Source organism: Herbiconiux sp. 11R-BC (assembly GCF_049472555.1).
Classification (GTDB): Bacteria; Actinomycetota; Actinomycetes; order Actinomycetales; family Microbacteriaceae; genus Herbiconiux.
Map to the genome: position 1 here is coordinate 207,168 of NZ_JBCEBO010000005.1, position 13,360 is coordinate 220,527.

A 13,360-nucleotide genomic window follows, 5' to 3' on the forward strand; every position below is an offset into this window, starting at 1 on the left:
GGCCAGCGCCGCCACCGCGCAAGGTGTGCGGGAACCCGCCAATCCGACTCTGCCTACAGTGCGTAGGTTAAAACCTAACTGCTGTAGGCTGAGGTTATGATGCGTGCGAACCTCAGCCGGGACGCGGTGATCCTGGCCGCCGCCGAACTCGCCGACGAGGAGGGCTTCGAGGCCGTGACGGTGTCCGCTCTGGCACGCCGTTTCGACGTGAAGCCGGCCAGTCTCTATTCCCATGTGCGCGACCGCGCTGCCGTGCTCGACGGCCTGCACGAGCTGGCCCTCGGTGAGCTGGCCGCCCTGATCGCCGAGGAGACCGCGGGCCGCTCGGGGTGGGACGCCCTGGCGGGCCTCGCCGGGGCGCACCGGCGCTACGCGCGCGAGCATCCGGGCCGCTGGGCGGCCATGCAGCAGCCGGCCCGCGAGCAGACCGTGCGCTCCGACGAGGCGGCCCGCGTGGTGACCCTGATCTGGGCGGTGCTGCGCGCCTACGAACTGCCTGACGACGAGCTCGTGCACGCCACCCGCCTGGTGGGTGCGACGATCAACGGCTTCCTGGCGCTCGAGCGCTCCGGCTCGTTCGGGCACCGCACCGACTCCGCGGCCCTCTCCTGGGAGCGGGCGATCGACGCGCTCGACCTCGCCCTTCGCGCCTGGCCGGGCGGCGGGGCATCCCTCTCGAGAAAGACGTCCAGCCCATGACCACCAGCCCCATGAGCACCACCCCCATCACTTCCGCACTCGTCCGCGGTGCCGCCGAGCTCGAGCCCACCGCCCGCGGCGTGCGTCCGCACCGCCTGCCCTCCTGGGTGGGCCGCCGCTTTCCCGACCCCCAGCTGCTCTCGATGGAGAGCCAGCCCGCGGGCGTGCGCCTGGTCTTCCGCAGCCGCGCTCGGCGCCTCGAGCTGGAGTCGCATCCGGCCCGCGTCGGCTACCGGGGCGTCGAACGCCCGCGCGGCGGCATCGACGTGTTCGTCGACGGCGAGCTGTGCCTGCAGGACGCGCTCACGGGCGGAGACCTGACCGAGATCGACCTGCAGACCGGATCCACCGCCGCCGTGCCGGGCCCCTCCCACAGCACCGTGCTCGAGGGACTGCCCGAGGGCGAGAAGCTCGTCGAGATCTGGCTGCCGCACAACGAGTCGCTCGAACTCGTGGAGCTGCGTTCGGATGCTCCGCTCGAGCCGTCGGCACCGGCCGGGCCGCTCTGGGTGCACCACGGCAGCTCGATCAGCCAGGGCTCGAACGCCGCCATACCGAGCGGCACCTGGCCGGCGGTCGCTGCACGCCTGGGCGGTGCCGAGCTGCGCAATCTCGGGTTCGGCGGCAGCGCGCTGGTCGACCCGTTCCTGGCCCGCGTGATCCGCGACGCCCCGGCCGAACTGATCAGCCTCGCCTTCGGCATCAACGTGGTCAACCTCGACGCGATGCGGCTGCGCGCCTTCGTGCCCGCCGTCCACGGCTTCCTCGACACGGTGCGCGACGGGCATCCCGACACACCGATCCTGCTCGTCACGCCGATCTTCTGCGACATCCACGAGCACACGCCGGGCCCCGGAGCCATCGACCCGGCGAGCTTCGCGACGGGGCAGGCGCGCTTTCTGGCCACCGGCACGCCCGGCGACGAAGCGTTCGGTCGGCTGACGCTCACCGTCATCCGGCGCGCGCTGCGCGAGGTGGTCGCGCGCCGGTCCGACGACCCGCAGCTGCACCTGCTGGAGGGCACCGCGTTGTACGGCGAGGAGGATGCGCGGCGTCTCCCGCTCCCGGATGCGCTGCACCCGGATGCCCCGACCCATCAGCTGATCGGCGAACGGTTCGCGCGGGCCGCGTTCGGCGCATCCGGGCCGTTCGCCGGCGCCGTGGGAGCCGTGGGTGCTTCCCGTGCCGCGGGAGACTCAGACGAGCGCCGGTGAGACCTGCCGCACGAGCGGGAACACCTCGGCCGCGATGCGCTCGAGCTCCTCGTGCAGCGGCGAGGACTGGATCAGCAGCAGCGTGATGCCGGCCTCCTCGAACTGCAGGATGCGCTCGGCCACCTGTTCGGGCGTGCCCACGAGGTTGGGCCGCAGCCCGCGCGTGCCCACCGAGTACTCGCGCTTGGAGAGCTCGACGTCCAGGCGCGAGTTCGCGCGGAACTCCTCGAAGGAGGCGTAGCCGGGCGAGGAGGGGTCGACGGCGGTGATGCGTTCGAGCTCCCGCTGCGCCTCGGCCTCGGTGTCGCGCACGATCACGTAGGCGGCCATGCCGAACTCGCCGAAGGGCGCACCGGCGAGGCGCGTGCGGCGCTCATTCAGGTCGGCGACCTTCTCGCGCGCCTCGGCCACGGTTCCGCCGTGCAGAACATAGGAGTCGGCGAAACCGGCGATGGCCTCGCGGCCGGCCTCGCTCTCGCCCCCGGCGAAGATCACCGGCGCGGTGACCGGCTTGGGGGAGAGCACGGCCCCGTCGACCTGGTAGTACTTTCCGGAATACTCGAACGGCGTCTCGCGCCAGAGGCCCTTCAGCACGTCGACGAACTCGCGCGCCTGCGTGTAGCGGTCGTCGTGGGAGGCGAAGGCGCCGCCGTACTGGCGGGCCTCCTCGGCCCACCAGGCGGCCACCAGGTTGAGGGCGAAGCGGTCCGGCCCGGCGATGTCGCTGATGGTGGCCGAGGTCTTGGCGATCACGGTCGGCAAGTGGAAGCCCGGGCGCACCGCCGTCATCACCCGCAGCCGCTCGGTGACGGCGAGGATCGCCGACGACAGCGACCACGCCTCCAGGCTCGGGGCGTCGATGCCCTTGCGGTCGTTGAGGTAGAGCTCGGGCACGAGGGTGGTGTGGTAGCCGAGCCGGTCGGCGAGCGTCGAGACCTGGCGGATGTAGTCCCAGCGGGCCGGCATCCCCTCGTCGCCGATGTTGCGCAGGAAGCCGCCGTAGACGGGGGTCCAGTAGCCGAAGTGCATGGTCGTCTCCTTGGGGTCGGTGGTCGAGGGTGTCTGGTCCGCGGGCTCGGCCGTCAGCCCAGCAAGCCGAGCGAGCGGTCGAGGTCGGCGATCAGATCGTCGGGATCTTCGAGGCCGAGCGAGAGTCTGATGGTGGCCCGCGTGAAGCCCGCCCCGGCCAGACCCTCGTCGCCGAGGTGGCTGTGGGTCGTGGTGGCGGGGTGGATGACGAGGCTGCGGGCGTCGCCGATGTTGGCCACCAGGGCGAACAGCTCGAGGCCGTCGACGAAGGCGGGGGCGGCCTTCGCGCCGGCGGCGAGGTCGAAGGAGAACACCGAGCCCGCTCCGCGCGGCAGGTACCGCTTCGCCGCCTCGTGCCCCGGGTCGCCCGGGAGGCCCGGATGCCGCACCACCGACACCCCGGGATGCCCGGCCAGGAACTCGGCCACCCGCAGTGCCGTGCCGCTCTGCCGGGCGACGCGCAGGTCGAGGGTCTCGACGCCCTGGATGATCTGGAAGGCGTTGAAGGGCGAGAGCGAGGGGCCGAGGTCGTGCACCAGCTTGACCTTCGCATAGGCCAGGAAGGCGCTGCCGGCCTGCCCGAAGGCCTCCCAGAGCACCACGTCGCCCACCCGCGGGAAGGGCTGGGTGAATTGCGGCCAGCGGGCGGGCTCGGCGCCGAAGTCGAAGGTGCCGAGATCGACCACGAGGCCGGCGAGTGAGCTGCCGTGTCCGCCGAGCAGCTTGGTGGCCGAGTAGACCACGATGTCGGCTCCGAACTCCTTCGGCCGCTGCAGGGCGGGGGTGGCGACGGTGTTGTCGACCACGAGCGGCACGCCGGCGGCGTGGGCGATGTCGGCGACCTCCTGCACGGCGAGCACGGAGGCCGTGGGGTTGCCGATGGTCTCGGCGAAGAACGCGCGGGTGTTCGGCCGTGCGGCGGCCCGCCAGGCGTCGAGGTCGTTCTGGTCGACCAGCGTCACGTCGATGCCGAAGTCGGCGAAGGTGTCGGTGAGCAGGTCGAGGGTGCCGCCGTAGAGCTGCCGGGCGGCCACGATGTGCTCGCCGTTCCTGGCCAGCGTGAGCAGCGCCACCAGCACGGCCGACTGACCGGAGGCGGTGGCGAGCGCCGCGACCCCGCCGTCGAGGGCGGCGATGCGCTCCTCGAGAACGGTCTGGGTGGGGTTGCCGGTGCGGCTGTAGAGATTGCCCTTGCGGCGCAGCGAGAAGATGGCCTCCGCCTCGGCGAAGCTCGCGAACTCGTAGGCCGCCGTCTGGTAGATCGGCACGACGGCGGGATTCTGGGGGAGGCCCGTGCGGAAGCCGCTGCGCACCTGGCGCGTCGCGAACCGCTCGCTGGAGAGTTCTCTGGTCACTCACCGAGTCTGGCCGCCGCCGCCGGTCGGCATCCGTTGTCTTACGTTATGTTTCAGAACATATTTCGGCAGGACCCCATAATGAGTGAGACAAAACGACGTGGTCGCAGGACCGCCTGTTGCGAGGAGCCAGATGTGAGTGCACCAGATGTGCGTGCGGTGGGGGAGCCGGGAGCACCGGAGCCGAGCGGGGTGACGCCCTTCTGGGTGGAGCCCACGGCGGCTCTGCGGGGTTCGGTCGTGGTGCTGGCCGGCCGGGGTGAATCCGCCGCCGTCTACGAGCGCCTCGCGAACCGGCTCGCCTTCGACGGCTACCGGGTCGCGGTGATCGCCGACGCGAGCCGCGGCCTGCCCGGGGCCCGACACAGCGCATCCGCTCTGCTGGCCGAGCGCCCGGAGCTGCCGCGCGTGCTGCTGGGTTCCGACACCGGCGCATCCGTGGCCGCGGTGCTGCTCGCCGAGGGAGCGGTGCCGGCCGACGTGGCCGTTCTGGCCGGCCTCCCGGTGGACGCGCCCGGCGCACCCGGAGCTCCTCTGGACTGGGACGAGGAGCTCGAGCTGCGCAGCGCCTGTCCGGTGCACCGGGGCGCGCTCTCCCGGGACGGCGCTGTCGAGCACGGCGCCCTCGGCCGCAGCGACGCCCTCACCGAGCGGGTCGACGCGGGGCTGCTGCAGCGCATCGCCGTGCCCGTCCTCACGGTGCACGGAGCAGCGGATGCGCTGAGCCCGGTCGGCGCGGCCACCGCCCTTCTCGAGGTGCTGCCCGATGCCGAGTCCTACGTGGTGGCCGGCGGCCGCCACGACATCCTCAACGACGTGACCCACCGCTCGGTGGCCGCCACGATCGTGCTCTTCCTCGAGCGCCTGCGGAACCCGGACCGTTCCCGTGTCGTCGTGCCCGCAGCCGAGGCGCTGCCGCTCGCCGCAGGCCTCGTCGCCTGATCATCTTTTCCGACCGAGACAGAGAGACCGAACCATGACCGAGAACTCCGCACGCCAGATCAAGCTCGGCGCCGTGCTCACCGGCGCCGGCGGCCCGGGGCACTTCAACACCTGGCTCGACCCCGAGATCCCCGCCGACTCCAGCATCGACATCCGCTGGTACATCGAGCAGGCCCGCATCGCCGAGGAGGCCAAGTTCGACCTGGTCTTCATCGTCGACAGCCAGTTCATCACCCCCGACTCCCCGCCCCACTACCTCAACCGGCTCGAGCCGTTCACGCTGCTCTCCGCCCTGGCGGTCTCGACGAGCAACATCGGGCTGGTCGCCACGCTCACCACCTCCTACAACGACCCGTTCAACGTGGCCCGGCGCTTCGCCTCGCTCGACCTCATCAGCGGCGGTCGCGCGGGCTGGAACGTCGTGACCTCCGGCGACGCCGGGACGGCCGGCAACTTCAGCCAGGAGGAGCACTTCGACTACGACACGCGCTACGGGCGCGCGCTCGAGCACGTGCGGGTGGCGCAGGGCCTCTGGGACTCCTACGAGGACGACGCCTTCCCGCGCGACCGGGAGACGCGGGTGTTCCTGGACCCCGCGAAGCTGCACCGCCTCGACCACCGAGGCGAGTACTTTCAGGTCACCGGCCCGCTGAACGTCTCGCGCTCGCCCCAGGGCCAGCCCGTGATCTTCCAGGCCGGCGACTCCGAGCAGGGCCGCGACCTCGGCGCCACGATCGGCGAGGGCATCTTCACGCACGCGCCCACCCTCGAGGCCGGGCTGGCGTTCGCCACCGACCTCAAGTCGCGGGCGGCCGCGAAGGGCCGCAACCCCGATCACGTGCTCATCCTGCCCGGGATCAGCGTCTTCGTGGGCGACACCGACGACGCGGCGCGCGAGATCGAGCGGGCCACCCAGCTGGCCGACGGGGGCTTCGAGCAGGCCCTTGCCGAGTTCGGGCGCCCCTTCGGCTGGCACGACTTCCGCGCCTACGATCTCGACGCCCCGTTCCCCGTTGAGGCGCTCCAGTACTCGGAGCGGAGCTTCCACACCCAGGCGAAGCAGATCGTCGCCTTCGCCGAGGCCGGCGGCCTGACCCTGCGCCAGGTGGTCGAGGCCCTGTCGAGCCCGCGGCGCACCCCGTTCGTGGGAACGCCGGAGACGGTGGCGAACGAGCTGCAGCGCTGGTTCGAGGCCGGCGCGGTCGACGGCTACAACATCCAGATCGGGCACCCGGCGCAGTTCCGGCGCCTGGTCGGCGAGGTGCTGCCGATCCTGCGCGAGCGCGGGGTGCTGCGGCGCGAGTACGAGGGCACGACCCTGCGCGAGAACCTGGGCCTGCCCTTCGTGCAGAACCGCTACACGGCGGCGCGGGCGGCGGCGGCGGATGCGGCGGATGCGGCATCCGCCCCCTCCGAGCAGGCCCCGCAGCTCGTCCCCTCGGCCTGACCCGCTCCACTCACCGAGCCGCCCCTGCGCCCCCACCTCAGCCACCCCCGCCCCTCCCACCTCAGCCCCCCACCCCCCCCTCACAAAAACAAGGAGTTCTTCGGCGACACGCCCTGCCGGGCCCGCCAGGGCCGGCGTGTCGTTGAAGAACTCCTTGTTTTTGGTTCTGGGTGGGTGGAGGCGGTGGGAGGTGGGGTGGGGCGGGGTCAGGCGAACTGGGCGGCGCCCAGGGGGAGGCGGGGGTAGAGCTCGTCGGCGATGAGGCGGAGGGACTCGTCGAACTCGGGCGAGCCGTTGGGGAGCGGGATGCTGAACAAGTAGTCGGTGGAGCGGGTCACCGCTTCGTCTGCGGCGAGACGCTCGGCGATCTCCTCGACGGTGCCGTAGTAGACGTTCGAGCGGTCGAGGAACTCGCGGGGCGAGCTCGCGCCGAAGCCGGTGTACTGCACCGGGTTCCGGGCGAAGTCGGCGTCGATCAGGGCGAGGGCCTCGGCCCGGGATGCCGCCGGCAGCACCGAGCGCGAGACGCCGATACGCGGAGCGGCCTCGGCGGTGTAGGCGTCGAGGTAGCGGTCGATGAGCGCCGACTGCACAGGGCCGGTCTCGCCCTCGAAGGCCAGGCGGTGCAGCAGCAGCCCGTCTCCGGCCCGCCCGATGGCCTCCGCATTGGCCGGGGTGGCCGTGGCCTGCCAGAGCCGCGAGAGCAGGGCCTGCGGCGGCGGATAGACGTGCAAGGGCTTCTCGCCGCCCTCGAGGGTTCCCCCGAGAACGTGCTTCAGCTCGGCGAGGGTCTCGGCGTAGAGCGTGTCCTTGTCGCCCTCCGAGAGCCGGAACGCCGCGAAGGCCAAGGTCGAGAACCCGTGGCCGTTGCTCTTGCCCACCCCGAACTCGAGTCGGCCCCCGCTGAGGTGGTCGGTGACCGCAGCGGTCTCGGCCAGGCGCAAGGGGTGGTCGAAGACGAGGGGGACGACGGCCGTGCCGAGACGGATGCTCCGGGTGCGCTGCGCCGCCGCCGCGAGGAACGCCAGCGCGGAGGGAAGGCCGATCGGCGCGAAGTGCGCCTCCGCGATCCAGGCCACCTCGTAGCCGATGCGCTCGGCCTGCTCGATCACGTCGAGGGCCTGCGCGTACGACCGGCCCGGGCTCGCATCCGGTGGCGTCTGCAGGAAGAGCGACAGCCCCCGGCGGGGTGTCACGGATGCGGAATCGGTCACGGTGGGTGCCTCCTCGGGTCGGTGCGCGATGACTCCGACGATAGGGACGCAGATATTGTTCTGGAGGTTTCGGGAAACAAAACGTAGCAAAGCTGGGACATGCTTCGTAACAAAATCCAGGGGGCTGGGGCCTTGTGTCAGCATCGCTTTCACCGGCCACCCGGCTGGTCGCATCCCCTCATCTCAGGAGTCCCATGAACACCATCACGCTCGCATCGCGAGGCCTGGCCCTTCTGGCCACGGCCGCCCTCGCCGCCGTGGCGCTCACGGGCTGCGCCCCTGACAGCAGCGCCGCCGGCACCAGCGGCTCGACCGAGGGCGGAACCATCACCTGGGCCTACACGAGCTCGCCGGTGAACTGGGATCCGCTGGTCATCGGCGGCACCGCCGGCACCTACCTCACCACCCCGATCTACGCCTCGCTGTTCACCCTCGACGAGAACCACGACATCGTGCCGGGTCTCGCGAGCGGCTACACGTACAACGACGCGGGCGACTCCGTCACGGTGTCGCTGAAGCCCGGCCTGACCTTCCAGGACGGCACCCCGGTGAACGCGGCGGCCGTGAAGTTCAACATCGACCGCATCTTCTCGCAGACCAACTCGGCCCTGAAGGCCTCCTACGCCGACGTGAAGGAGGCCGTGGTGGTCGACGACCTCACGGTGCGTCTGGATCTCAAGCAGCCCGACTACCAGATCCCCTACCTCCTCGCAGAGAAGACGGGGGAGCTCCCCAGCCCCACGGCCGTGCAGAAGGACGCCACGGCGTTCAACGCGAGCGGCCCCGTGGGCGCCGGACCGTTCATCGTGCAGGAGCTCGTGCCGAACGACCACATCACCCTGAAGAAGTGGGACGGCTACTGGAACGCGGCCAACATCCACATCGACACGATCCGCATCAACTTCGGGGTGAGCCCGGACACCGTCATTCCGGCGCTGCAGTCCGGCGTCGCCAACTTCGCCGTGCTCTCGCCCGCGCAGATCGACGCCGCCAACCAGGCCGGCCTCAAGGTGCTGAGCGGAACCGACCGGCTCTGGGGCTCGAACTTCCTGAGCCTCAACGAGAACAAGGCGCCGTTCGACAACCCGGCCGTGGTGCAGGCGATCCGCTACGCGGTGAACCCGGATCAGTTCATCCAGCAGCTGGCCTTCGGTCAGGGCGAGGCCAATGGCCAGCCGTTCCCGCAGGGGCACCCCGACTTCGTGCAGTCGCTGACCGGCGAGTTCAGCTACGACCCGGCGAAGGCGAAGCAGATCCTCGCCGACGCGGGCATCAAGCCCGGCGACATCTCCTTCGAGCTCCAGACCCTCAACATCAACGGCTTCGACAAGGTGGCCGAGGTGCTGCAGTCCCAGCTCGCCGACGTCGGCATCACGACCACCATCCAGGTCTCCGACATCAGCACCTGGAGCAAGGGCTACTTCAGCAAGACCTTCCCGGCCTCGCTCTACGGCTGGGTGGGCCGCGACTCCGCGGTGCAGGGTCTCTCCGACCAGTACGACAGCCTCGGCGTGCTGAACCTGAGCTCGCCGAACGTGTCGCCGGAGTTCTCGGCCGCGCTCTCGACGGCCCGCTCGACGCCGACCGACTCGCCCGACTACGAGGCCAACCTCCAGGCCGCGGCCAAGCTCGGCTACCAGACGGGCAGCACGGTGTCGCTCTACACCTACGCCACGCCGCTGGCGCTGGCGACGAACATCTCCGACCTGCCCAAGGTCGACGGCTTCATCGACTGGACCGGCGTCACCATCGGCGGCAACTGACGATGACCGCATCCGCAGCCGTGTCCGTGCGGGGGATCGCCACCGGTGCGATCCCCCGCACGGGGGGCGGCGCCGGCCACCGGGTGCGGCGTGTGCTCCTCTCGATCGCCCGGCCGATCAGCATCTTCGTGCCGGTGTTCTTCCTCGGCACCTTCTTCACCTTCCTGCTCGGCGCCCTCAGCGGGCGCAGCCCCGCCGCCCTGCAGCTCGGCGACGCGGCGACACCCGAGGCGGTGGCAGCCCTCAACCAGCAGTTCGGGCTCGACCGGCCGTTCTTCGTTCAGTACGCCGACTGGCTCGGCCAGCTCTTCCGCGGCAGCTTCGGCAACAGCTGGGCCAACGGGGTGCCGGTGGCGACGCTTCTCGGCGACCGCGCCGTGGTGAGCCTCTCGGTGGCGGGCCTCGCGCTCGTGATCGGCGTGATCTTCGGCTTCCTGTTCGGGGTGCTGGCTGCGCAGTTCCACACCCGCTGGATCGACCGGGCCATCACGACCGGCACCACGGTGTTCTCGGTGCTCCCGCCCTTCGTGGTGGGCATCGCGCTCATCGCCGTGTTCGCGGTCGGGCTGCGCTGGCTGCCGGCGGTGGGCTTCGTGCCGATCCAGCTGGGATTCTGGCCGTGGTTCAGCCACCTCATCCTCCCGGCCGTCGCCCTCAGCTTCGACACCGTGTCGGATGTCGCGCGCCAGCTGCGCACGGGCCTCGTCTCGGCCTACCGCGAGAACTACGTCACCGGAGCGCAGGTGCGCGGGCTCGGACCGCAGCGCATCTTCTTCGGCCACGTGCTCCGCAACGGCGTCGGCCCCGCGCTCTCGGTGCTGGGCCTGAAGTTCCCCGCCCTCCTCGGCGGCGCCGTGCTGATCGAGTCCATCTTCGGCCTCTCCGGCTACGGCACCTTCGCCGCCCAGTCGGCGGTCACCGGCGACGTGCCCTCCGTGCAGGCGGTGCTCGTGATCTCGATCGTGCTCGTGGTCGTGTTCAACCTGATCGTGAACGTGGCCCACAACCGGCTGATCCCGTCGGCCTCGAGAGGAGTCTGAGCCCGTGATCAAGACCGTCCTCAAGCTGCCCAGCGCCCGGATCGCGCTCGTGATGCTCGCCTTCATCGTGTTCATCACCGTGTTCGGCCCGTTGCTGGCACCCTACGACCCGCTCGAGAACACCGCCCAGAACCTGGCGGCCCCCTCGGCGGCGCACTGGTTCGGCACCGACTACCTCGGCCGCGACGTGCTCAGCCGCATCCTCGCCGGGGCACCCCTCAGTGTGGCGAGCACCGTGCTCGTCGCCGGCATCGCGCTCGTGGTGGGCGCCATCCCGGGCATCCTCTCGGTCTACGCCACCGCCGTCTTCGAGTGGATCTCGCTCCGGGTGGTCGACACCTTCATCGCGCTCCCGTTCCTCGTGTTCGCCGTCGCGATGACCGCGCTCCTCGGCAACGGCATGGTGCAGGCGATGATCGCGGTGGGGCTGCTGGTCTCGCCCCTCTTCTACCGGGTGGCCCGGAGCGCGACCCTGTCCGTCGCCCGCTCGCAGTACGTCGAGGCGGCGGTGCTCGCCGGAGCCACCACCGGCTGGATCGTGCGCACGCACGTCTGGTCGAAGGTGCTCCCGCCCATCGCCATCTCGCTCGCGACCACCCTCGGCGTGGGTCTCGTCGTCATCTCGAGCCTGCAGTTCCTCGGCATCGGCGTCCAGCCGCCCACTCCGACCTGGGGCGGCATCCTCGCCTCCGACCTCGGCTACCTGCCGCAGCAGCCGTACGCGCCCCTGTTCCCGACCGCGCTCATCCTCGTCACCGTGCTCGCGTTCAACCTGTTGGCTGACGCGATCCGGGATGCGGCGGGCGAGTCGGGCCGATCGCTGGTCGGCGCGAAGGCGGCCAAGGCCAACCGTGCCCGACGGCTCGCCGCCTCCGGCTATTCCCTCACCCCGAGCAAGGAGCACGCATGACCTCCACGAGCACCGGCCCCCTCGGCGACGTCGTCCTCGAACTGAACGAGGTGACGATCCACGACGACCTCGCCGACAACGAGCTCGTGCACGGCGTGAGCTTCACGCTGCGCCGCGGGGGAGTGGTGGGCATCGTCGGCGAGTCGGGCAGCGGCAAGAGCCTCACCTGCCGGGCCGTGCTCGGGCTGCTGCCCCAGCACATCGAGGTGTCGGGCGGCACGATCGAGCTGCTCGGGCACAACGCCGCCGCCCTCACCCCCAAGCAGTGGACGGGACTGCGCGGCACCTCCATCTCGGCGGTCTTCCAAGACCCGGCCTCCTACCTGAACCCGTCCATCCGGGTCGGCAAGCAGGTGCAGGAGGTGCTCCGGGTGAAGAAGGGCCAGAGCCGCGCCGAGGCCCGGCGCGGCACCCTCGAGCTCTTCGAGGCCGTGCACTTGCGCGACCCGGAGGCCGTCTACCGGCAGTACCCGCACGAGCTCTCGGGCGGCATGCTCCAGCGGGTGCTGATCGCCTCCGCCATCGCGCTCGAACCCGACGTGCTGATCGCCGACGAGGCCACGACCGCGCTCGACGTGACGGTGCAGGCCGAGATCCTCGATCTCCTCGCGAGCCTGCGCGCACGCACCGGCCTCGCGCTCATCGTGGTCTCGCACGACCTCGCCGTGGTGGCGCAGCTGTGCGACGAGGTGCTGGTGATGAAAGACGGAGCTGTGCTGGAGCAGGGCGCGACCCGCGACATCCTGTACGCCCCGCAGCACGAGTACTCCCGGCTGCTGATCGCCGAGCACGAGCAGTACGGTCTCGAGCGCTACCTCGACTCCCCGGCGGCCCTGCCGGAGCTGCGCGAGGAGGAGCTGGACTATGCCTGAGATCACCGAGACGGGCGACCGCGCCCCCGCGCTCGCCGTGGCCGGCCTGAACGTCGACTTCGGCCGCGGACGGTCGCGCAAGCGGGTCATCGACGAGGTGTCGTTCGAGATCGCGCCGGGCGAGGCCGTCGGGGTTATCGGCGAGACCGGGTCGGGCAAGTCGACGATCGCCCGTTCCGTGCTCGGGTTGGTGCGCCCGGCCGCCGGATCGTCGGTGCGGGTGGCCGGCCGCGAGGTCACCGGCCTCTCCGCGCGCGAGCTCCGGGCGCACCGGCGCACCGGCCTCGTGCAGTACGTGTTCCAGGATCCGCAGCGCAGCCTCGACCAGGATCTCACCGTCGGCCGTTCGGTCGCGGAACCGCTGCTGCTGCAGGGGGTGCTCGGCCGCGCCGAGATCCGGGATGCCGTGCGCCGCGAGTTCGAGGAGGTGCAGCTCGACCCCGCGCTGGCCGGGCGCTTCCCCGCCGAGCTCTCGGGCGGTCAGCGGCAGCGGGTGGCGATCGCCCGCGCCTTGATCACGAAACCGCGGCTGCTCATCCTCGACGAACCGGTGAGCGCGCTGGACTCGGCGAACCGGGTCAAGATCCTCGAACTGCTGGCCCGACTGCGTTCCTCGCAGGTCGCGCTGCTGTTCATCTCGCACGACCTCGGCTCGGTGGCGGGCGTCACCGAGCGCACGCTCGTGCTCTACCGCGGGCAGCTGGTCGAGTCGGGCGCGACGGCCCAGATCGTCAACGCGCCCGAACATCCCTACACCCGCCTGCTCGTCGGCTCCGCACCGACGCTCTCGGCCGGCTCCATCGACCGGGTGCGCCGCAACGGGCTGCGCGAGGAGCTGCACCCGGCCGGTTGATCCGCGCCCCGCATCCCGTCGT

Annotated in this window: 12 protein-coding genes; 9 read left to right on the top strand and 3 right to left on the bottom strand. The window is 71.1% G+C overall.

From position 1 onward, the window contains the following. Nucleotides 1–96: 96 nt before the first annotated feature. Together VD659_RS13690 and VD659_RS13695 are read left to right on the top strand one after the other, a co-directional pair. Complete coding sequence (locus tag VD659_RS13690; RefSeq protein ID WP_423261631.1) at nucleotides 97–699, top strand: TetR/AcrR family transcriptional regulator; 603 nt, start codon at nucleotides 97–99, stop codon at nucleotides 697–699. Next, entirely contained in the window at nucleotides 696–1,913 is a 1,218-nt protein-coding gene (locus VD659_RS13695) for a GDSL-type esterase/lipase family protein (protein ID WP_423261632.1), read from the top strand. Before VD659_RS13690 ends, VD659_RS13695 begins: the two co-directional genes overlap by 4 nt. On the opposite strand, the gene VD659_RS13700 is transcribed toward VD659_RS13695, so the two are convergent. Further along, nucleotides 1,896–2,942 (bottom strand): LLM class flavin-dependent oxidoreductase, encoded by a 1,047-nt coding sequence (locus VD659_RS13700; RefSeq protein WP_423261633.1) that lies wholly within the window; start codon nucleotides 2,940–2,942, stop codon nucleotides 1,896–1,898. The genes VD659_RS13695 and VD659_RS13700 overlap by 18 nt on opposite strands. Nucleotides 2,943–2,995: 53 nt before the next feature. Further along, on the bottom strand, nucleotides 2,996–4,297 hold the full coding sequence (locus tag VD659_RS13705; protein WP_423261634.1) for an O-acetylhomoserine aminocarboxypropyltransferase/cysteine synthase family protein: 1,302 nt from the start codon (nucleotides 4,295–4,297) through the stop codon (nucleotides 2,996–2,998). Between the two features lie 135 nt (nucleotides 4,298–4,432). On the opposite strand from VD659_RS13705, the gene VD659_RS13710 reads away from it, so the two are divergent. Together VD659_RS13710 and VD659_RS13715 are read left to right on the top strand one after the other, a co-directional pair. Further along, the gene (locus tag VD659_RS13710; RefSeq protein ID WP_423261635.1) at nucleotides 4,433–5,239 is read left to right on the top strand and encodes an alpha/beta hydrolase; all 807 of its coding nucleotides are present in this window, start codon (nucleotides 4,433–4,435) and stop codon (nucleotides 5,237–5,239) included. 34 nt (nucleotides 5,240–5,273) lie between these two features. After that, nucleotides 5,274–6,686 carry an LLM class flavin-dependent oxidoreductase gene (locus tag VD659_RS13715; protein ID WP_423261636.1) on the top strand — a complete coding sequence of 471 codons (1,413 nt, stop codon included), beginning with the start codon at nucleotides 5,274–5,276 and terminating at the stop codon, nucleotides 6,684–6,686. Between the two features lie 206 nt (nucleotides 6,687–6,892). Here VD659_RS13715 and VD659_RS13720 read toward each other — a convergent pair whose 3' ends face one another. After that, the gene (locus tag VD659_RS13720) at nucleotides 6,893–7,900 is read right to left on the bottom strand and encodes an LLM class flavin-dependent oxidoreductase (protein ID WP_423261637.1); all 1,008 of its coding nucleotides are present in this window, start codon (nucleotides 7,898–7,900) and stop codon (nucleotides 6,893–6,895) included. A gap of 194 nt (nucleotides 7,901–8,094) precedes the next feature. On the opposite strand from VD659_RS13720, the gene VD659_RS13725 reads away from it, so the two are divergent. Genes VD659_RS13725 through VD659_RS13745 form a run of 5 tightly spaced genes read left to right on the top strand, consistent with a single transcriptional unit; the run spans nucleotide 8,095 to nucleotide 13,338 of the window. Continuing rightward, nucleotides 8,095–9,663, top strand: a complete 1,569-nt coding sequence (locus tag VD659_RS13725) for an ABC transporter substrate-binding protein (RefSeq protein WP_423261638.1) — start codon at nucleotides 8,095–8,097, stop codon at nucleotides 9,661–9,663. Nucleotides 9,664–9,665: 2 nt separating this feature from the next. Next, nucleotides 9,666–10,703 (top strand): ABC transporter permease, encoded by a 1,038-nt coding sequence (locus VD659_RS13730; RefSeq protein WP_137837700.1) that lies wholly within the window; start codon nucleotides 9,666–9,668, stop codon nucleotides 10,701–10,703. 4 nt (nucleotides 10,704–10,707) lie between these two features. Then, a complete protein-coding gene (locus VD659_RS13735; RefSeq protein ID WP_423261639.1) occupies nucleotides 10,708–11,613 on the top strand; it encodes an ABC transporter permease in 906 nt (301 codons plus the stop codon). Next, nucleotides 11,610–12,485: an ABC transporter ATP-binding protein gene (locus VD659_RS13740; RefSeq protein WP_137837698.1), complete on the top strand. Its 876-nt coding sequence runs from the start codon at nucleotides 11,610–11,612 to the stop codon at nucleotides 12,483–12,485. Before VD659_RS13735 ends, VD659_RS13740 begins: the two co-directional genes overlap by 4 nt. After that, on the top strand, nucleotides 12,478–13,338 hold the full coding sequence (locus tag VD659_RS13745) for an ABC transporter ATP-binding protein (RefSeq protein ID WP_423261640.1): 861 nt from the start codon (nucleotides 12,478–12,480) through the stop codon (nucleotides 13,336–13,338). Before VD659_RS13740 ends, VD659_RS13745 begins: the two co-directional genes overlap by 8 nt. Nucleotides 13,339–13,360: the final 22 nt, after the last annotated feature.

Bases quoted from the DNA above. Each gene is read 5' to 3' on its own strand.
- VD659_RS13725 (WP_423261638.1), top strand. From the start codon at position 8,095: ATGAACACCATCACGCTCGCATCGCGAGGCCTGGCCCTTCTGGCCACG.
- VD659_RS13745 (WP_423261640.1), top strand. From the start codon at position 12,478: ATGCCTGAGATCACCGAGACGGGCGACCGCGCCCCCGCGCTCGCCGTG.
- VD659_RS13690 (WP_423261631.1), top strand. From the start codon at position 97: ATGATGCGTGCGAACCTCAGCCGGGACGCGGTGATCCTGGCCGCCGCC.
- VD659_RS13695 (WP_423261632.1), top strand. From the start codon at position 696: ATGACCACCAGCCCCATGAGCACCACCCCCATCACTTCCGCACTCGTC.
- VD659_RS13700 (WP_423261633.1), bottom strand. From the start codon at position 2,942: ATGCACTTCGGCTACTGGACCCCCGTCTACGGCGGCTTCCTGCGCAAC.
- VD659_RS13740 (WP_137837698.1), top strand. From the start codon at position 11,610: ATGACCTCCACGAGCACCGGCCCCCTCGGCGACGTCGTCCTCGAACTG.
- VD659_RS13730 (WP_137837700.1), top strand. From the start codon at position 9,666: ATGACCGCATCCGCAGCCGTGTCCGTGCGGGGGATCGCCACCGGTGCG.
- VD659_RS13715 (WP_423261636.1), top strand. From the start codon at position 5,274: ATGACCGAGAACTCCGCACGCCAGATCAAGCTCGGCGCCGTGCTCACC.